Below are 17,468 nucleotides of genomic sequence, written 5' to 3' on the forward strand. Positions count from 1 at the left end.
GTTCCAGTGCCCTCATGACCGACCACGCAGCCGCCGCCGCATCAACCACCGACGCTCCGCAGATCCCCGCCATTGCCGTTCCCCTCCTGTCCCTGGCCGCCTTCGGCAGCGGCGTTTCCCTGCGCGTGACCGATCCCATGCTGCCGCAACTGGCAACCGGGTTCGCCGTCAGCCTCGGCGACGCCTCGCTCGTGATCACCGTGTTTTCGATTGCCTATGGCCTGTCGCAACTGTTTTTCGGCCCGGTGGGGGATCGCTACGGCAAGTACTTCGTCATCGGCTGCGCGGCGCTGGCATGCGCGGTCACCGCGCTGCTGTGCGCACTGGCGCCGGGCTTCGGGCCCCTGCTCGGCGCACGGCTTCTGGCAGGAGCGACGGCGGCCGCGATCATCCCGCTTTCGATGGCGTGGATCGGCGACGTGATTCCCTACCACCAGCGCCAGCCAGTGCTGGCCCGCTTCCTGATCGGGCAGATCCTCGGCCTCGCGGCCGGCGTGCTGGTCGGCGGCCTGGCCGCCGACGCCGGCAACTGGCGCCTGCCGTTCATGCTGGTCGCGCTGGTCTTCCTGGCCGTCGGCATTGCGCTGCTGCGGTTGGACCGGCGCCTGCCGGCCTCCGCCCGGCACACTCAGCGGGCAGAAGGTCCTGCCTGGCGTCGCATGCTGTCGGAATTCGGGCAGGTGCTGTCGCAGGGATGGGCGCGCCGCGTGCTGCTTGCGGTTTTTCTGGAAGGTGCGTTCCTGTACGGGGCATTCGCATTTATCGCGTCCCATGTCCATCATCAGTTCAATCTGTCGCTTGGTGCCGCCGGCGCAATGGTCATGCTGTTCGGGCTCGGCGGTTTCGCGTTCGCGCTCGGCTCGGCGACGCTGGTGCGCCGGCTCGGGGAGACCGGCCTTTCGCTGTGGGGCGGCATCGTGCTGGCGCTGGCCTTCGGCACGATCGGCCTGGCCCACGACTGGTGGTGGGCGGTGCCGGCCTGTTTCCTCGCCGGCCTCGGCTTCTACATGCTGCACAATACCCTGCAGATCCATGCCACCCAGATGGCGCCGGAGCGCCGCGGCGCGGCCGTCTCTGCCTTTGCGTCGTGCTTTTTCATGGGGCAGTCGATCGGGGTCGGCGTCGCCGGCATGCTGGTCGAGCGCATCGGCACCGGCCGGGTGATGCTGGCCGGGGCATCCGGCGTGCTGGTGGTCGCCGTGGCGTTCAGCGCCGGCCTCAGAAGAAGAACGAAGCCGCGATAGCGGCTCCTGCAATCGTCACAAAATCAAGGAGACAGCAAGATGGAAGACATGCCGGTACCCCTGTGGACCCCCAGCCCCGAACGTATCGCGGCAAGCCGCATGCACGACTACATGCAGTGGCTGCAGCGCGAGAAGCAGCTGCGTTTCGACAGCTACGACGCGCTCTGGCAGTGGTCGGTGGACCGCCTGCCGGATTTCTGGGAGTCGGTGTGGCAGTATTTCGAGATCCAGTCCTTCGCACCCTATGCCCAGGTGCTCGACGCCGAGAAGATGCCGGGCGCGCGCTGGTTCGGCGGCGCGCGGATCAACCTGGCGCAGCAGATGTTCCGCTTCCATGCGGGCGACGAGGGAGCGGCCCGCGCCGCCGTGATCGGCAAGTCCGAGTTGCGGCCGACCGTGCAGTTGAGCTGGGACGAGCTCCGGCGGCAGGTCGGCAGTGTCGCCAATGCCTTGCGCGCAATGGGCGTGCAGCCCGGCGACCGCGTCGTGTCTTATCTGCCGAACATTCCCGAGACGGTGGTGGCGTTCTACGCCTGCGCCTGCATTGGCGCGATCTGGTCGAGCTGCTCGCCAGACATGGGGACTCCGAGCGTCATCGACCGCTTCGGCCAGATCGCGCCGAAGGTGCTGTTTGCGGTCGACGGCTACCGCTACGGCGGCAAGGACTTCGACCGCACGGATGTCGTGCGTGGCCTGAAGCAGGCGTTGCCGACGCTGGAGCAGGTGGTGGTGCTGCCCTACCTGCACAAGGAAAACCGCATCGAAGGCAGCCGCAACTGGCAGGAGCTGCTGGAGCACGACAGCGCGGTGCGCTTCGAGGAGCTTCCGTTCGACCACCCGCTGTGGGTGGTGTATTCCTCGGGCACCACCGGCATGCCGAAGCCGATCGTTCATAGCCAGGGCGGCACCCTGGTGGAATCGCTCAAGGGCCATGCCCTGCACAACGGCATCGGCCCGGACGACCGTTTCATGTGGTTCTCCACGACCGGCTGGATCATGTGGAACAGCCAGGTCACCAGCCTGCTTGTCGGCGCCACGATCGCGGTCTACGACGGTAATCCGGGCTACCCGGATCTCGGCGTGCTCTGGAAATTCGCGGAGGAGGCCCGGCTGTCCGTGTTCGGCGCGGGCGCCGCCTATTTCGCCAACTGCATGAAAGCCGGCATCGAGCCGCGCAGCCTGGCGCGATTGGACCGCCTGCACACGATTGGTTCGACCGGTTCGCCGATGCCGGCGGAAGGCTTCGACTGGATCTACCGGCAGTTCGGCCCGGCGGTGTTGCTCGCCTCGATCAGCGGCGGCACCGACATCGCCGCCGCCTTCGTTGCCGGCTGCCCGATCCTGCCGTTGTACGCGGGCGAGATGCAGTGCCGTTGCCTCGGGATCGCGGTCTACGCGATGGATGAGCAGGGAAACCCATTGCAGGACGCAGTCGGCGAACTGGTGGTGACCAAGCCGATGCCGTCGATGCCGCTGTATTTCTGGAACGATCCGGAAGGTCGCCGGTACCACGACAGCTATTTCAGCACCTACCCGGGATGGTGGCGGCACGGCGACTGGCTGCGCATTACGCCGCGGGGCGGCGCGATCATCTACGGCCGTTCCGATACCACCATCAACCGCCATGGGGTACGGATGGGGACCAGCGAGATCTATCGGGTAGTGGAGGCGTTGCCGGAAGTGCTGGACAGCCTGGTGGTCGACCTCGAATACCTCGGCCGTGAAAGCTACATGCCGCTGTTCGTCGTGCTGCGTCCGGGTGCGGTGCTCGACGATGCGCTGCGCCAGCAGGTCGCCGCCTCGCTGCGCACCGCGCTGTCCGCCCGCCACGTGCCGAACGAGATCTTCGCCGTCGCCGAGATTCCGCGGACGCTCAGCGGCAAGAAGATGGAATTGCCGGTGAAGAAGCTGCTGCTCGGGATGCGGGTGGACGAGGTCGCGAGTCCCGATGCAATGAGCAACCCGGGCAGCCTCGCCTATTTCGTCGAGTTTGCCCGCCAGCGGGCCGCGCAGCAGGAAGTGGCCGACGCCGCAGGTGCCGGGCCCGCATGAGATGGGTCAACGCCGGTCCCGCCGCAGCCGATACCATGGGCTGGAGATCATCACGACGGGTCTGACATGGCAAACACGCAGGACTGGCGAACCGAAACCTACAAAGGCATGGAAGTCCATGTCACCCCATTGCCACGCGACGGCGGGCAATGGGACTTCTCGGTGCGCGTCGGCTGGCCCGGCGAGGACAGCAGCACCGGGAGCGAGCTGAACGCGGCTGCCGGCGACGATGCCGACTACCCGAGCCGGGAGGCCGCGGTTGCCGCAGGCTTTGCGAAGGGTTACCGGATGGTCGACGAGATGCTGCCCTGAAGCGGCGTGGGGCGCCTGAAGAATTCCTGGCGCCCAAGCGGGATCTCGATCCAGCGATGGAAGGCGTAGCCGGCCGCGAGGCTGGCCAGCCACGCCAGCACGACGCCGGCGAATTGGGCAGGTGCCGAAGCCGGTACGAAGCGGGTGAATGCGGCATTGATCACCAGGCAGACCGGGAAGTGCACCAGGAACACCGCATAGGAAATCCTGCCGAGAAAGCCCAGCGCCGCGGACTGCGTTCCCGGGATGGACAGGCGCAGGCGGCAGGCGGCGATCAACAGCAGCGCCACTGTTCCCGCGAGTGCGATCCGCGAGCGGAACGCCACCAGCAATGCGCTCCCCGCGAGCACCACGACAACGCCCGTCAGTGTCCATGCCCCGCGCTTGCTGCACCCGTCCGCGCAGGCCCACCAGGCGAGGGCGCCGAGAGCATAGCTGCCGAAGAAATAGGGCGCCCATATATCCCATCCCGGATCCAGGTTCAACTGCCATAACGACAGTGCCGCCAGCGCGGACACCATGAGCGGCGCAAGCCATCGCGCGCGCTGGCCGGCGGCCGGCGAACCGAAGGCGCATACCAGGGCCAGCATCAGCGCATACAGCTGTAAGTCGATGGCGACGTACCAGGCGCCGGCGGACAGCGCTTCATAGCCCAGCACATCATGCAGCAGCAGTGCATGCGCGGCAAACTGAAGCAGCGATGCCGGAGCCGAAATCGAATCATGCTGCATCCAGGTCCGTGCCAGCGCGGAGGCGCCGGCAGCCAGCGCCATCGCCGCAATGAACGGCAGTGCCAGCTTCAGGTAACGCTTGAGCAGCAGTTGCGGCGCGCGCGGCAGGATCGCCGCCCGGGATGAAAGCGAGCGCGCAGCGAGAAAGCCGCCAATGACCAGGAACGCCTGCACCGCGATTCGGGCGTCGGCGGCCAGCCAGTCGAACAGGTCCGGCAACAGCGGTCGCGCAAGGTCCGCCATCGGCCCGTAGAAGGCAAGATGGTGGAGGACGATCAGGTTGGAGGCGATGGCCTTGATGGCATCGATCAGGCTCAGGCGGCGGTCGACTGCAAGAGACACGAGAGACGGCGGCGAAATGAAAGCCGCCATTCTCTCATGTCTCAGTGCAATGTTTCCGATGAGGCAATCTTCTGCCGTTCGACCACGGCATTGACCTCCGCTCCGAACAGCAATACCGCTGCCGACAGGAAGAAGTAGAGCAGCAGGATCACAATGGTGCCGATGCTGCCGTAGGTCGCGTTGTAGTCCGCAAAATTGCGCACGTAATAGTCGAAACCCAGCGATGCCCCGATCCAGACCAGCACGGCAACCACGGCCCCCGGCGTGATCAGCCTGAACCGGTGCCGCACGTTAGGCGCCGCATAGTAGATCAGCGCCAGCGCCAGCGCCATCAGAAACAGGGCCACCGGCCAGCGCAGCCATGCCCACAGAAGGACGAACACCTGTTCCAGGCCGACCTGCTGTGCCACCCACTGCACCGCCTGGGGGCCGACGACGAGCAGGACTGCCGCCGCGATCAGCAGCACGGCGAGGCCCAGGGTGTAGAGAATGGAAAGCGGATACAGCTTCCACGCCGGGCGCGTCTCGCGCACGTCATAGGCAACGTTGAGAGCATTCATCGTCGCGCGCACCGCGGCGGACGCGCTCCACAGCGCGACGAGCACGCCGAGCGAAAGCAGGCCCCCCTGCTGTTTCTGCAGGTCGTTGATCACCTGGTTCACCTGCGGCATCGCCTGCTGCGGAAACACCATCTCCGCGTGCGCGCGCAGCCAGTCGAAGAAACTCGACAGGTGCAGGAAGCCGAGCAGGGCGATCAGGAAGATAACAAAGGGAAAAATCGAGAACAGGACCTGATAGGCGAGGGCCGACGCATGGGTGGTCATGTCGTCGTCGAAAAAGTCCCGGACCGCCTCCTTTGCGATGGCGAACAGTCCGGGGCGGCGGCTGGACGGCGTCTGCATAGGCGTCGTCTCCGCAAGTCAGTGACGGCGCCCGGTGGCCGGCCCCATGGCGCGTTTTGCAAAATAGGTGCCGGCAAGGACGGCCCCGGCGGCAACGATCATCGAGCTGGTGGGGAATCCGCGCACGGTATTCATGGCGATCTCGCCGGCGCGCGGCGCGGCCAGTTGCACCCGCCGCCTCGTCATCTGCGCGCCGAGTTCGCCGAGGCGGTCGGCGAGCAGGCGTTCGGCCTGCGGGAGCAGCGTGGTTTCCTCGTCGGCCACATGGTGCATGACATCCCGCATCAGTTCCATGAAGGTATCGTCATAGTCGGGATTGTCTGGTTCCATCGTCCGCAGCTTTGCGATCAGGCGCCGCATTTCCGAGTGCTCCGGCACGCTCCGGTCGAGAAAACCGGCATCGCCGCCTGCAGTGCGCATGGCCGGATAGAAAATTTCCTCTTCCAGCTGGGCGTGGATCTCCAGCGCCAGGCAGACGGTGCTGACCAGCACTTTCTTCGTCTGCGGCCGCGAGTCGATCTCGTACTGATGGAAGGTCTCCATCACGGCGGTATGGTCCATCCGGATCATGTTGGTGATGGTGGGCGAAAAGGTGTCGGTGATCGATTTCATTGCATCCTCCGGAAGTGTCGTTAGTAAAGTCCTGTGGCAACGGGATGCTGCCCGCTCCGGTTGGAACGGTGAAACGCGCGGCAGTTTCCGCCGCTACGGATACTGCCGCTGCGGCGGCAAGTTCAGAACCGGCCGTCGGCCTGGTCCGAGGGCGGGCGGCGCAGCCGCATCTCATCCGCGGACGCCTTGTTCGGCACGCCCGGTGCCGAAATTTCCTCAAGCGTGGGGTCCACGTTCATGTTGTCGCGGGTGGCGACATCGCCGAGGGAGACCATGCCTACCAGTTCCATGTCGCGGCTGACCACGGGGATGCGGCGTACCTGCTCGTCGCCCATTTCCTGCAGCACTTCCCCCACCGTCTGATCCTCGAAACACCACCGCACCTCAGGACTCATCACTTCCGCCACGCGGCAGTCATGCGGGGCGCGTCCGTCGGCGGTGGCGCGGATCGTGATGTCGCGGTCGGTGATCATGCCGCGCAGCTTCCGGCCGTCGCACACGGGCAGGGCGCCCACGTTCCAGTCCCGCATCATCTGCGCCGCGCGCTGCAAGTCGTCGTCCGGCGCGACAACGGTGACGTTGCGCGTCATGATCTCGGAAATCGTCGTACTCATGGGGTCCTCCTGTCTGGTCTGTATGAAACGGGAACTGCTGCCTGCACGGGCAGTGACGGCAGTGCATGCAGCAGACGGATTACTTCCTCGTCGGACGTCTGGTCAAAACGTTCGTAGTACGGACTGACGGCCCGGAACGCCGCGGGTGTCAGCAGGCAGATGCCCTCGTCCGCTTCTTCGCACAGGGAGCGGACGACTTCGGCAGGTCCGACCGGCACCGCGAACAGCAGTTGCGCCGGACGCTCCTGGGCCAGTCCGCGCAGTGCCGCGCGCATCGTGCTGCCGGTGGCGATGCCGTCGTCGACGACGACGACGGTGCGTCCGGTCACGACCGGGCGTGACCGTTCGCCGCAGTAGGCATGGCGTTGCCTCGCGATCAGGTCCAGCTGACGGCGCTCTTCCAGTGCGAGCCAGGCGGCCGGCGGATGGAGTGCGGCGATCACCGGCTCGTTGAGCACCCGCAGCGGCGGGTCGCCGTCCACCAGCGCGCCGATCCCGACCTCCGGCGAGCCGGGGGCGCCGATCTTGCGCACCAGCAGCACATCCATCGCGGCGCCCAGTGCGGCGGCGACCTCGAAGCCGACCGGCACACCGCCGCGCGGCAGCGCCAGCACGACCGGTGCTGCGCCGCGCAGAAATTGCAGCGCCGCGCCAAGCTGGCGTCCGGCGTCGCGCCGATCGAGGAAGGGGACTGGCGACAGGCTCATGATGTGCAAACGCTCCGCGGCCGGCGGAGGCAGCAAGATGCCTGCCAAGCGGGAGAGGCGCACGCTGCGCTCCAGCGGGTCGGAAGCAGGGCGCTTTTACAGCGCGCCATGTACAAATTACGTGTCCCCGCCGCACCTGGTCGGGCGCGTCGTAACAACGCGTTACATGCAACCATTCGTGGCCTGTTACAGTTGCGGACTAAAGTCAACTCGAGGGGGAAAGCCAGGTGGCGAGAAAATCGCGGTCATCCCAGGCCAGGAAAACCAAGGCATTGCGCGCGCCGGCGCGCCTGCTGCAATTTGCCGGTATCGTTGTCGGCGCCGGCGTGCTCGCGGTCGTGCTGCTGCTCGGCTACGCGTTCCTGATTGTCGCGCCCAGCCTGCCGGCGCTCGACGCCCTCACGGATTACCGCCCGAAGATTCCGCTGAGGGTGTACACCGCCGACAATGTCCTGATCGGCGAATTCGGCGAGGAACGCCGGGATTTCGTGCCGATCGCGGAAATGCCCGCGGTCATGAAGAAGGCCCTGCTGGCGATCGAGGACGACAATTTCTACGAGCATGACGGCGTCAATTATTCGAGCATCATCCGCGCCGGCCTCGCCAACCTGCGCAGCAGCCGCTCCCAGGGTGGATCGACCATCACGATGCAGGTCGCCCGCACCTTCTATCTCAGCCGCCAAAAGACCTATGCGCGCAAGATCCACGAGATCATGCTCTCCTACGAGATCGAGCGCCGCCTGAGCAAGGACCAGATCCTCGAGCTGTACATGAACCAGATCTATCTCGGCGAACGGGCCTATGGCTTCGGCAGCGCGGCGCGCGTCTACTTCGGCAAGCCGGTACAGCAGCTGAGCGTTGCCGAAGCCGCCATGCTGGCGGGACTGCCCAAGGCGCCGGCCAGCATGAACCCCGTCGTCAATCCCACCCGCGCCCGGCAACGCCAGCAGTACATCCTCAAGCGCATGCGCGAGCTCGGCTATATCACGCCGGCCCAGTATGACAAGGCAGCGCAGGAGAAGCTGGTGGTGCGCAAGGAGGGCCGTCGCTTCAGCACGCACGCGGAATTCGCCGCCGAACAGGTGCGGCAGGCAATGCATGCGCAGTACAAGGACGAGACCTACACCCGCGGTTTTAATGTCTACACCACGCTCGACAGCGCCCACCAGGCCGCCGCTTATGCCGCCGTGCGCAAGGGCGTGCTCGAGTACGAGCGGCGGCACGGCTACCGCGGCCCCGAGGCGCAGATCGCATTGACCGGCGATGCGGACGACCGTGAGCAGGCAATCTCGGAAGCGCTACTGCGGCATCCGGACAGCGACGAGCTGCGCTCGGCGGTGGTGACGGCGGCGTCCGCGAAGCTGGTGCGGGCGCAGCTGCTTTCGGGCGAGGAAGTCGAAGTCACTGGAGAAGGGCTGCGCTTCGCCGCCGCCGCACTCGGCGCCAAGGCGAAGAACCGGATACGGCCGGGATCCGTGATCCGGGTCGTGCAGGACGCGCGCAAGCGGTGGGCGATCACGCAGTTGCCGGAAGTCGCGGCGGCCTTCGTCGCGCTCGACGCACGCGACGGCTCCTACCGTGCGCTGGTCGGCGGCTTCGATTTCACCCTCAACCAGTTCGACCACGTGACCCAGGCCTGGCGCCAGCCGGGGTCGAGCATCAAGCCGTTCATCTACTCCGCGGCCCTGGAAAAGGGCATGTCGCCAGGGACGATGGTCAATGACGCTCCCTTTGTCGTCGACGCGGCGCAGGCCGGCGGCAAGGCGTGGGAGCCGCAGAACGACGACGGCAGCAACGATGGACCGGTAACTATGCGCACCGGCCTCAAGCGGTCCAAGAACCTGGTCTCGATCCGCATCCTGCAGGCGATCTCGCCAGCCTATGCCCAGGAATATCTGGGCAGGTTCGGGTTTGATCCGGCGCGCCATCCGGCGAACCTCACGCTCACCCTGGGTACGGGCGCGACGACGCCGCTGCAGCTTGCGGCCGCTTACGCCGTCTTTGCCAATGGCGGCTACCAGGTCACGCCCAACCTGATCCGCAAGGTGACCGATGCGCGCGGCAACCTGCTGACCGAATACCTGCCCGAAGAGGCCGCAAGGGAGGAAAAGCGGGTGCTCGACGAGCGCAATGCCTTCGTGATGGACAGCATGCTGCGCGACGTCGTGAACGGCGGCACCGGCTATGCGGCCAGCCAGCGCCTGGGCCGGCGCGACCTGGCGGGCAAGACCGGCACCACCAACGATTCGGTGGACGGCTGGTTCGCCGGCTATGGCGGCAACACGGTGGCCGTGGCCTGGATGGGCTACGACAAGCCGCGTTCGCTCGGCGGACGCGAATTCGGCGGAACGGTTGCACTGCCGATGTGGATCGATTACATGCGGGGCGCGCTGCGCGCGACACCCCCGGTCCAGAGGGCGGTGCCGCCCGGACTGGTGCAGCAGGACGGCGACTGGATGTACCAGGAATACCAGAATTCGGGACAGGCAGTGGAAGCGGTGGACGTCAGTCCGGTACGCAGTTTCCTTGAACGCCTGTTCGGCGGATGGCCAGCGGCCGCACCTGCACCGGCTCCTGCCCCGGCTCCCGCGCCTGCCCGTCCTTCCCGGCCTGCAGAAACATGGGACCCGTCCATTTACCGCGGAGGCAACTGACTTCGGTGGAGGGAGCCTTCGGACTGGTGTTTTGCTGTACGGATAACCATGCTGTTGATTTGTACAGTACTTGTGGTACAGTAACGCCCGTACCCACCAGTTTGAAGAAAAGGAGATTCGCCATGGCATACCTGAACCAACCCGTCGGCTCCCGTTTCGGCGTCGAGTACGCACCGACCTCGTTCCTGCTGCGCGTCGGTCGGCGCGAGATCTTCGTGTGCCGGGATTTCCGCAAGCGCTACTACCGGGTCAATCCGCTGATTGACTGCAGCGCCGGCGTCGAGGCGGGCCATCTTGAACTGCTGCTGCTGCGCCGCTGGCTGGTAATCCTGTCTAAAGCACACTGAATCGACGGCGCGGGCGGCGATGCCAGCCGGCTGCCGCCACTGCCGGATCTAGCCAAAGAACCAGTAGCAGACCGCAACCGAGGCAAATACACCGGCAGCGTCGGCCAGCAGCGCGCATCCCACTGCATGACGCGCGCGCTGTATGCCGACGGCACCGAAGTACACCGCCAGCACATAAAAGGTCGTTTCGGTACTGCCTTGTATCGTGGCGGCGACCAGGGCGGGAAAGCTGTCAACGCCGGCGGTTTTCATCAGCTCGATCAGCATGGCGCGCGCGGCGCTGCCCGAGAACGGCTTCACCAGCGCCGTCGGCATCGCCTCGATGAAACGGGTGTCCCATCCGCCAGTCTCGACCAGCATCCGCAGGCCGGACAGCGCATAGTCGAGTGCGCCCGATGCTCGCAGCACGCCCACTGCGCATAGCATGGCCACCAGGTAGGGAAGAAGGTTGCGGGCGACCTCGAACCCTTCCTTCGCCCCTTCGACGAAGCTTTCGTACACTTTCACCCCGCGCAGCACGCCGAACAGCAGAAAACCCAGCACCAGGCTGAACATCACCAGGTTGCCTGTCAGCGACGACAGCGCCGCCAGCGAGGCGGCCGACAAGCCTGCCAGTCCCGTCATCACTCCGCCCAGCATGATTGCGGCGCCGCCAAGCCAGGCAAGCACGACCGGATCCCACACCCGGAGCCGCTGCACCAGCGCCACCGACAGCAGTCCAACCAGGGTCGAGGCGGACGTCGCCAGCAGGATAGGCAGGAACACCATCGTCGGATCGGCGGCACCCTGCTGCGCGCGATACATGAAGATCGACACCGGCAATAGCGTCAGCGATGAGGCATTCAGCACCAGGAACAGGATCTGGGCATTGCTGGCAGTGTCCGGCTTCGGATTCAGATCCTGCAAGGCGCGCATGGCCTTCAGGCCGATCGGCGTCGCCGCATTGTCCAGGCCGAGTGCATTGGCGGTGAAGTTCAAGGTAATCAGGCCCAGGGCCGGATGACCCGCGGGCACCTCGGGCATCAGACGGCGGAACAGCGGGGTCAGCAGGCGCGCCAGGATGTCGACCAGTCCCGCCTTTTCGGCAATGCGCAGGAAGCCCAGCCACAAGGTCAGGGTGCCGAACAGCAGGATCATCACCTCGACCGAGAGCTTGGCCATGGCGAACATGCTCTCGACCATTGCCGCGAATACGGCCGGATCCCCCCCAACCATCCAACGCAGCGCGGCGCTCGCGCCGGCAATGATGAAAAAACCGAGCCAGATGGTGCTAAGCATGCAATGTTCCTGTGTTCTGCTGTACGAATCGGTGCGTCATCCCGTGCGCCGCATGTGGACCTTCTTGCCGCGGTTCGAACGCCAAACCGCTTGTCCGGTGGCGGCAGCAAATTCTATCTTCCTGGCAAGCGGGCAGGGGGAGGAATCGAGGAAATTGTGGTGAGATACGCGCGTTGCGCGCCGTGACGCCACGCCATGCGGCGTGACAAGGACGTCCGTTTGTCCGCGCCTCGGCGCCGAGACGCGCGGCAGTCCCGCCATGGGTTTCAGGGATACCAGGGATGCGGCAGGCGGCAGGCGGCTGCCGCAAGAGCTACACGACCTCCATGCCGATCTGCCGCCCCGGCGGGCGCCTCCGCGGTCCTTGTCTTCGTGCGACAGGACGGGCTTCAGGCATGCTGCGCGGTAGCTGCGGTCTCATTCGTGCAGGCGTCGAGCGTGTGCGCGAGCCTGGCGGCAAGGTGCCCGAAGCTATGGTGGGACTCCACGAAATGGCGCCCGGCCCGACCCATCCGGTGCCGTTCCTCGTCCGGGGTGCGGATGATCGTGATGATCGCGTTACTGAGGGCATCGATGTCGGCGGGTGGTACCGAAATGCCCGCGCCCGCTTCGGCAATCGGATTGTTCTGCGCGCCGGACGCAATCAGCACCGGTCGTTCCGCGGCCAGGTAGTCGAACAGCTTGTTCATGCTGATGCCGTACTTGTACAGCCGCGGACGGTCGAGCACGGATATCACGAAGGCATCCGCCTCGGCTGCAAGGCGGGGAATCGCGGATTTCGGCACCGGAGGCTCGAACGACACGTTGTCGAGGCGCAGTGACGCCGCGAGCTGCTTCAGGTCGTTCTTCAGCGGGCCGTCACCGATGAGGCGCAGCCGCAGGGCGCCGGGCGGCAGCCTTGAAGCCGCTTCGCCCACCGCCCGCACGACGTGTTCAAGACCGTTTGCATTGCCGTGGGCGCCAAAGTACATCAGCACGAACGGCTCGCCGGGCCCGCGCAGCCGTGGCGCTGCCGGATCCCGCGCGGACAATTCCACCCCGTTCGGAATCCACACGACCTTCCGGCGATCGACCCGGAGACCTTCGATGTAGTCAGCCGCATGCGGCAGCAGCGTCACGATGCGCGTCGCCTCCACGTAAAGCATGCGCTCCAGCCGTCGCAGCAGCAAGGTCATCGGGCTGCGTTCATCCAGCCGTCCGAGGTCGATCAGCGTTTGCGGCCAGAGGTCGCGTACCTCGAACACGAAAGGGACGCGGTGGCGCCGCGCGAGGATGGCGCCGGCAAGTGCCGCGAACGGATGGACACTGGAACCGATGATCGCGTCCGGCCTGGGCAGGACGCCGGTCGAGTGCGGCAACAACGCTCTCGCCGTGTAGGCAAGCATGTTGCACATCCTGCTCACGCCGTTGCCCTTGTAGCCGGGCGTCTTCAGCCACAGAAAGGGAACGCCGTCCAGTACCTCGTGGCGCTGGCGCTCGGCGGCCGCGAGACGTTGCCGGTTGCTGTTGTGCTCCACGCTGGCGGCGATGATGGTGGCGTCCCATCCGTAAGACCGCAGATGGGCGGCAAGGCTGTAATGCCGCGTGCCGCCGGCGTCCGACGGGGCGAGGGCGTAGTGGTTGAGGATCCAGGCGTGTTTCATCATTTTCCTTCGACGGAGGCCAGGCCGCCGGTCGTGCCGACCGGGCCGGGAACGGGGCCGGCCGGCTGTGCCGCGCCGACCAGGGAAGCCAGAAACATCGTCATGTGAAGCGCCCGATACTCCTCGGGGATCTTTCGGCCGAGCGTCGGGTAGAAGTCATCGATGAATTTCGCCTCGTCCGGCGCAGATGCGCGGGTCAGGTCATACAGCCGGCGGCCGAGCGCGCCGATCAGCGGGATGCGCCGTGACCAGGTAATGAAGCCGCCGGTCGGAAAGGTGTCCGTCATCGCGTACGGCGTCATGCCTTCCGAGCACGCGGCCGCATCGGTGTCGTAGCGGGCGCCGAACCAGCCGTTCGCACCGCTCCAGTAATTTGCGAAGAGGGGGCGGACCATGTCGCCGTTCCAGATGCGGTTGACCAGCGTGGCCGCGAAGGCGGTGGACAGGTTCGGCCTGGGCATCCGCGACTCGCTGATCCCGAAGACCGATTTCATCGCTGCGCGATTGCGCTCGAACGCATCGAGCGCCTGCACGAGACGACGGGCATGGCTGAAATCCCAGCCCGTATCCGTGCGCAGCGCCACCAGGCGCGCCGGCATGCGCAGCCGCGGGACGGGCGAACATTCGACAGGTTTGCCGGCGCCTTCGTACCCGGCAAACCTGTTGGCGGACATGCGCGCCCAGTAGCCCCGGTCCAGGTCGGCCATGTCGACGTTCGGCATCCGTCCGGCGGAAGTCCGCTGCATCGATACGCGTGCGGCAAACGCTTTCAACAATGCGTTCAGATGCGGCCTGATGCGCGGATCGACGTCGATGCCGGCATTGTGGCGGCGCGCCTGCGACTGGAGCAGGCCGGCGAGTTCGGCGTAGATGGTCAGCTGCCAGAGATCCTGATCGGAGAAAAGCAGGAAAGAGTCGTCCTTCCTGATCTCGGAAAGCCGGGCATTGCTTACCATCTGCAGCCGGTGCATTTCGTAATCGCTTGCCCAGCGCACCATGTGTTCAACGACGATGCGCACGGTCTCGTCGATGAAGGCGCTGTCCTCCGGCGTCCTGGGGGCCGGCGACCTGGCCAGTGCGTTCGCAATGAACGATGCCAGCCCGAGAAACTGGAAACTCACCAGCTTGACTTCGGTATCGACGAGCGCGTTCTCCGCGCAGATCGTTCCGCCCTTGCAGATCCAGCCGCGTCCCGCACCCGGCACCGGCTGCAGTGCGGTGTAAGCGGCGCGGACAAGCGCTGCCGCTTCGCGCAGGCGCTCGGCCCTGTTGCACTGCCCGGCCATCGACCAGAGGCTGTGGGAATAGAGCTGGAGGTCGTACAGCGCATAGGTGTCGCCTTGTTCCAGGAGTCTTTCGCGCAGCATCTCCCGTTCGAAGCCGGCGCGCACCTTGTCGTCCCAGAGCGCCCATGTTTCGGACTCGACCCGGCCGCCGCAAGCGAAATCCGCGGCGTGGTCCTCCGCCGCGGCTGCCCCTGGTCCGCCGATCAGAAGAATGCAGGCGAGGATCGCGGGGAGGACTTGGCGGTGTTTTCTGTCGTCCATCACGGTGCGTCCCGATGTTGCAAAGCGAAGCGCGGATCCGGTGCTGCACTGCATGCGCCGGGTGCGCTTGCAGTGCCGGTACGGGGCAGGTAGAAGCATCAATGCCAGTGCAGTTTGACGAAATCCAAATACGCGGAGCTTGAGCTAATTCAAACTGCAACCCGGGACGCCGCGGCCGCATGTGGGATGCGAGCGGATCCATCGCAAAATCAGAACGATGCCCGTCGAACCGATCTGCCGGTTCGAACGATGCAACGTCCCGCCGCGCCGGCGGCTACAGCAAGGACCTACAGATGCCGCACTGGACCAGCATCGTCGCCTATCTCGGTGACGCAGCCGTCATGCTTCCCGCTGCCATGGCCATCGTCGCCTGGCTCGCCGCCTGCGGCGCGTGGAAAATCGCCATCACCTGGACACTGGCATTTTCCACCGCCTGCCTCCTGGTGGCCGGGTCGAAGGTCATCTACATGGCATGGGGATGGCACGTGCCGTCGCTGGCCTTCAATGCGCTGAGCGGGCATGCCATGCTGTCCGCCGCGATATTGCCGATGGCCGGTTACATGCTGATGAATGCGCTGCGCGCGGACAGGCGTACCGCCGGCGGGCTCGGCGGGGCCGTGGCAAGCGTCGGGATGGGCGTCTTCCTTGTCTTCTTCGAGTACCACAGCGTGTCGGAAACAGTCGGAGGATGGTTGGCTGGCGCCGCTGCGGCATTTGCGGTGCTGCGCCGCCGGCCGTCGATAAGCAACGCGTCTGCGGCACGCTGGCGGTCGCTCGGCGGCGTGCTGGTGTTTGTACTCATGTGGCATGCGGAACCCGGCGTCGCCAAGCTCTGGATCGTGCAGACCGCGCTCCACCTGTCGGGCAAGGAGAGCCCGTACGAATAGCGGCGCGGGCAGGGCGGCGGTTCCGCACGGGCGTTCATTCCTCGAGGACACATATCGATTGCACCCGGCAAATGCGCCTGGAACCAGGAACGTGCATCGAAATGCTCTACTTTTTATCCCGGGCGCCGGTGATATGGTGAGATTTTGCAGCCCACGCCCACCATGAGCGCACACACACTGACACGGTTCGCAAAGCAGCATGACGCGACTGCCGGCGATCCGGCGTCACTAGTCGTGCTCGCCGGCTTCCTTGTGCTTTTCCCCGGTTTCTTCTTCTATCATTCGGCGGTCGGTATCGGATACATGCCAGCTGTCTTCGGCGGTTTCTTTTCGCCGATGGCGCTCGCCATGCTGCCCGCGTTGCTCTTCTGCTATCTCTATCGGCTCTGGCGCGATCCATCCTTCTTCTCGGGGACGGATCTTGCCGTCTTTGGCTTTCTGGTCTACTTCTTCTTCGTCGTCGCGTTCAACTATGCGACGGATACCGCCTATGAACCGGTGTACGAGCATATGGTGGCGATCCTGCAGTGGGTCAGCGTCTACATCATCTTCCGTTCCGCCCATTTCGGCAGCGACATCGCGAAGTTCGCCGTGCTCCTCGGACTCGCGGGCATGGCGACCATCGTCTTCAGCATGTCGTCCAACGGCTTCTTCAACCTGACCGATGTCGTCGCGGTCCGCGATACGGCGACTATCGTCACCTATCAGGGATTCGCGCGTTCCTACCTGATGGCCCAGCTGGTCGTGGTGCCGCACATTAACTCGCCGCTGGTTCGCCTGCTTGCGCATGCGGTCTGTCTTCCGGTGCTGTTCCTCAATGGCGCGCGCAGCGAGCTTGTCGGGGCCGTGATCGCGATTGCGCTGATCGAGATCGTGCGGGCAAAACGAAGGCTTCCACTCATCGGCTTCATCGTGGCGGCAACCTACCTGCTGTTCGGCGCACACATCAAGCATCTCGCGGCCATGTACCCGAACAACAGGACACTGGAACTGCTTGATCTTTCCAACTCATCGTCCTGGGACTCCCGCAGCGACATGTTGCACCTGGCGCAGCGGACCATCGCCGACAACCCGCTGATGGGGGATTACTCCAGTTATTTCATCATTGCCGGACCCGGGTCCTACGCACACAACATCTTCTCTGCCTGGGTCGATCTCGGACTGCCCGGATTTCTCTACCTGGTGCTCCTCATGCTGGTGCCGATCGTCCTGCTCTTGCGTGACCTCGCAAGGGAGAAGGATCGCGCGCTGCCCGGGGAGTATGCCACCGCCTTGTGCCTGCTCGTCGTCACGCTCTTTCTCGTGTGCACCGTCAAGGACTTCACCTACCTTGCGCTTCCCGCCGCATTCGGTGCTTATGCACGCTATCGGACGGCCACCGACAGTGCGAAGGACGCGCCGGATGGCCGGCGCCGCTCGGAGGCATCTCAACCGTCCTCGCGGGCGGCGCAGGGCGCGCCGGGCGGCCTCGCCCTGCCGGACGAAGCATCCTGGATGCGCATCGAAAAAATGAATTGAGCACGCCGGAAGCGGGCCGGTGCTATCTAAATTCGATGCTTATTTTCCTGACGCCGGTCCATATACTCATAGTGAACC

15 protein-coding genes are annotated in these 17,468 nt (G+C 65.3%); 7 read left to right on the plus strand and 8 right to left on the minus strand.

Translation table 11 applies throughout. The features are described from left to right. Window positions 1-14: 14 nt before the first annotated feature. From VIM12_RS20845 to VIM12_RS20855, 3 genes are all read left to right on the plus strand, one after another. Window positions 15-1,244, plus strand: coding sequence for an MFS transporter (locus VIM12_RS20845; RefSeq protein WP_331944372.1), 1,230 nt, complete (start codon window positions 15-17; stop codon window positions 1,242-1,244). 39 nt (window positions 1,245-1,283) lie between these two features. Further along, a complete protein-coding gene (locus VIM12_RS20850) occupies window positions 1,284-3,296 on the plus strand; it encodes an acetoacetate--CoA ligase (RefSeq protein WP_331944374.1) in 2,013 nt (670 codons plus the stop codon). Window positions 3,297-3,362: 66 nt separating this feature from the next. Beyond that, window positions 3,363-3,608 (plus strand): hypothetical protein, encoded by a 246-nt coding sequence (locus tag VIM12_RS20855; protein WP_331944376.1) that lies wholly within the window; start codon window positions 3,363-3,365, stop codon window positions 3,606-3,608. On the opposite strand, the gene VIM12_RS20860 is transcribed toward VIM12_RS20855, so the two are convergent. From VIM12_RS20860 to VIM12_RS20880, 5 genes are all read right to left on the minus strand, one after another. Further along, window positions 3,578-4,711 (minus strand): acyltransferase, encoded by a 1,134-nt coding sequence (locus VIM12_RS20860; RefSeq protein ID WP_331944378.1) that lies wholly within the window; start codon window positions 4,709-4,711, stop codon window positions 3,578-3,580. The genes VIM12_RS20855 and VIM12_RS20860 overlap by 31 nt on opposite strands. An 11-nt stretch (window positions 4,712-4,722) precedes the next feature. Next, window positions 4,723-5,583 carry a YihY/virulence factor BrkB family protein gene (locus VIM12_RS20865; protein ID WP_331944380.1) on the minus strand — a complete coding sequence of 287 codons (861 nt, stop codon included), beginning with the start codon at window positions 5,581-5,583 and terminating at the stop codon, window positions 4,723-4,725. Window positions 5,584-5,601: 18 nt separating this feature from the next. Continuing rightward, the gene (locus VIM12_RS20870) at window positions 5,602-6,195 is read right to left on the minus strand and encodes a hemerythrin domain-containing protein (RefSeq protein ID WP_331944382.1); all 594 of its coding nucleotides are present in this window, start codon (window positions 6,193-6,195) and stop codon (window positions 5,602-5,604) included. A gap of 122 nt (window positions 6,196-6,317) precedes the next feature. Then, window positions 6,318-6,809, minus strand: a complete 492-nt coding sequence (locus VIM12_RS20875) for a CBS domain-containing protein (RefSeq protein ID WP_331944384.1) — start codon at window positions 6,807-6,809, stop codon at window positions 6,318-6,320. Then, complete coding sequence (locus tag VIM12_RS20880) at window positions 6,806-7,516, minus strand: phosphoribosyltransferase (RefSeq protein ID WP_331944386.1); 711 nt, start codon at window positions 7,514-7,516, stop codon at window positions 6,806-6,808. The genes VIM12_RS20875 and VIM12_RS20880 overlap by 4 nt, the downstream gene beginning before the upstream one ends. 272 nt (window positions 7,517-7,788) lie before the next feature. Here VIM12_RS20880 and VIM12_RS20885 point away from each other — a divergent pair, with 272 nt between their 5' ends. Together VIM12_RS20885 and VIM12_RS20890 are read left to right on the plus strand one after the other, a co-directional pair. Continuing rightward, window positions 7,789-10,170, plus strand: coding sequence for a penicillin-binding protein 1A (locus tag VIM12_RS20885; protein ID WP_414691819.1), 2,382 nt, complete (start codon window positions 7,789-7,791; stop codon window positions 10,168-10,170). Window positions 10,171-10,292: 122 nt separating this feature from the next. Continuing rightward, complete coding sequence (locus tag VIM12_RS20890) at window positions 10,293-10,517, plus strand: hypothetical protein (RefSeq protein WP_331944388.1); 225 nt, start codon at window positions 10,293-10,295, stop codon at window positions 10,515-10,517. A 48-nt stretch (window positions 10,518-10,565) separates the two neighbouring features. Here the strand turns inward: VIM12_RS20890 and VIM12_RS20895 are convergent, their stop codons facing one another. From VIM12_RS20895 to VIM12_RS20905, 3 genes are all read right to left on the minus strand, one after another. After that, a complete protein-coding gene (locus tag VIM12_RS20895) occupies window positions 10,566-11,795 on the minus strand; it encodes a nucleoside recognition domain-containing protein (RefSeq protein WP_331944390.1) in 1,230 nt (409 codons plus the stop codon). Between the two features lie 389 nt (window positions 11,796-12,184). Beyond that, window positions 12,185-13,441 (minus strand): glycosyltransferase family 4 protein, encoded by a 1,257-nt coding sequence (locus VIM12_RS20900; protein ID WP_331944392.1) that lies wholly within the window; start codon window positions 13,439-13,441, stop codon window positions 12,185-12,187. Beyond that, window positions 13,438-14,985: a hypothetical protein gene (locus VIM12_RS20905; protein WP_331944394.1), complete on the minus strand. Its 1,548-nt coding sequence runs from the start codon at window positions 14,983-14,985 to the stop codon at window positions 13,438-13,440. Before VIM12_RS20905 ends, VIM12_RS20900 begins: the two co-directional genes overlap by 4 nt. 293 nt (window positions 14,986-15,278) lie before the next feature. Here VIM12_RS20905 and VIM12_RS20910 point away from each other — a divergent pair, with 293 nt between their 5' ends. Together VIM12_RS20910 and VIM12_RS20915 are read left to right on the plus strand one after the other, a co-directional pair. Further along, window positions 15,279-15,872, plus strand: coding sequence for a hypothetical protein (locus VIM12_RS20910; RefSeq protein ID WP_331944396.1), 594 nt, complete (start codon window positions 15,279-15,281; stop codon window positions 15,870-15,872). 162 nt (window positions 15,873-16,034) lie between these two features. Beyond that, window positions 16,035-17,390, plus strand: coding sequence for a hypothetical protein (locus tag VIM12_RS20915; RefSeq protein ID WP_331944398.1), 1,356 nt, complete (start codon window positions 16,035-16,037; stop codon window positions 17,388-17,390). Window positions 17,391-17,468: the final 78 nt, after the last annotated feature.

Source organism: Noviherbaspirillum sp. (assembly GCF_036563305.1).
GTDB lineage: Bacteria > Pseudomonadota > Gammaproteobacteria > Burkholderiales > Burkholderiaceae_D > Noviherbaspirillum.

Coding starts and splice junctions, on each gene's coding strand:
- VIM12_RS20845 (WP_331944372.1), top strand. CDS start 15: ATGACCGACCACGCAGCCGCCGCCGCATCAACCACCGACGCTCCGCAG.
- VIM12_RS20850 (WP_331944374.1), top strand. CDS start 1,284: ATGGAAGACATGCCGGTACCCCTGTGGACCCCCAGCCCCGAACGTATC.
- VIM12_RS20855 (WP_331944376.1), top strand. CDS start 3,363: ATGGCAAACACGCAGGACTGGCGAACCGAAACCTACAAAGGCATGGAA.
- VIM12_RS20860 (WP_331944378.1), bottom strand. CDS start 4,711: ATGGCGGCTTTCATTTCGCCGCCGTCTCTCGTGTCTCTTGCAGTCGAC.
- VIM12_RS20865 (WP_331944380.1), bottom strand. CDS start 5,583: ATGCAGACGCCGTCCAGCCGCCGCCCCGGACTGTTCGCCATCGCAAAG.
- VIM12_RS20870 (WP_331944382.1), bottom strand. CDS start 6,195: ATGAAATCGATCACCGACACCTTTTCGCCCACCATCACCAACATGATC.
- VIM12_RS20875 (WP_331944384.1), bottom strand. CDS start 6,809: ATGAGTACGACGATTTCCGAGATCATGACGCGCAACGTCACCGTTGTC.
- VIM12_RS20880 (WP_331944386.1), bottom strand. CDS start 7,516: ATGAGCCTGTCGCCAGTCCCCTTCCTCGATCGGCGCGACGCCGGACGC.
- VIM12_RS20890 (WP_331944388.1), top strand. CDS start 10,293: ATGGCATACCTGAACCAACCCGTCGGCTCCCGTTTCGGCGTCGAGTAC.
- VIM12_RS20895 (WP_331944390.1), bottom strand. CDS start 11,795: ATGCTTAGCACCATCTGGCTCGGTTTTTTCATCATTGCCGGCGCGAGC.
- VIM12_RS20900 (WP_331944392.1), bottom strand. CDS start 13,441: ATGATGAAACACGCCTGGATCCTCAACCACTACGCCCTCGCCCCGTCG.
- VIM12_RS20905 (WP_331944394.1), bottom strand. CDS start 14,985: ATGGACGACAGAAAACACCGCCAAGTCCTCCCCGCGATCCTCGCCTGC.
- VIM12_RS20910 (WP_331944396.1), top strand. CDS start 15,279: ATGCCGCACTGGACCAGCATCGTCGCCTATCTCGGTGACGCAGCCGTC.
- VIM12_RS20915 (WP_331944398.1), top strand. CDS start 16,035: ATGAGCGCACACACACTGACACGGTTCGCAAAGCAGCATGACGCGACT.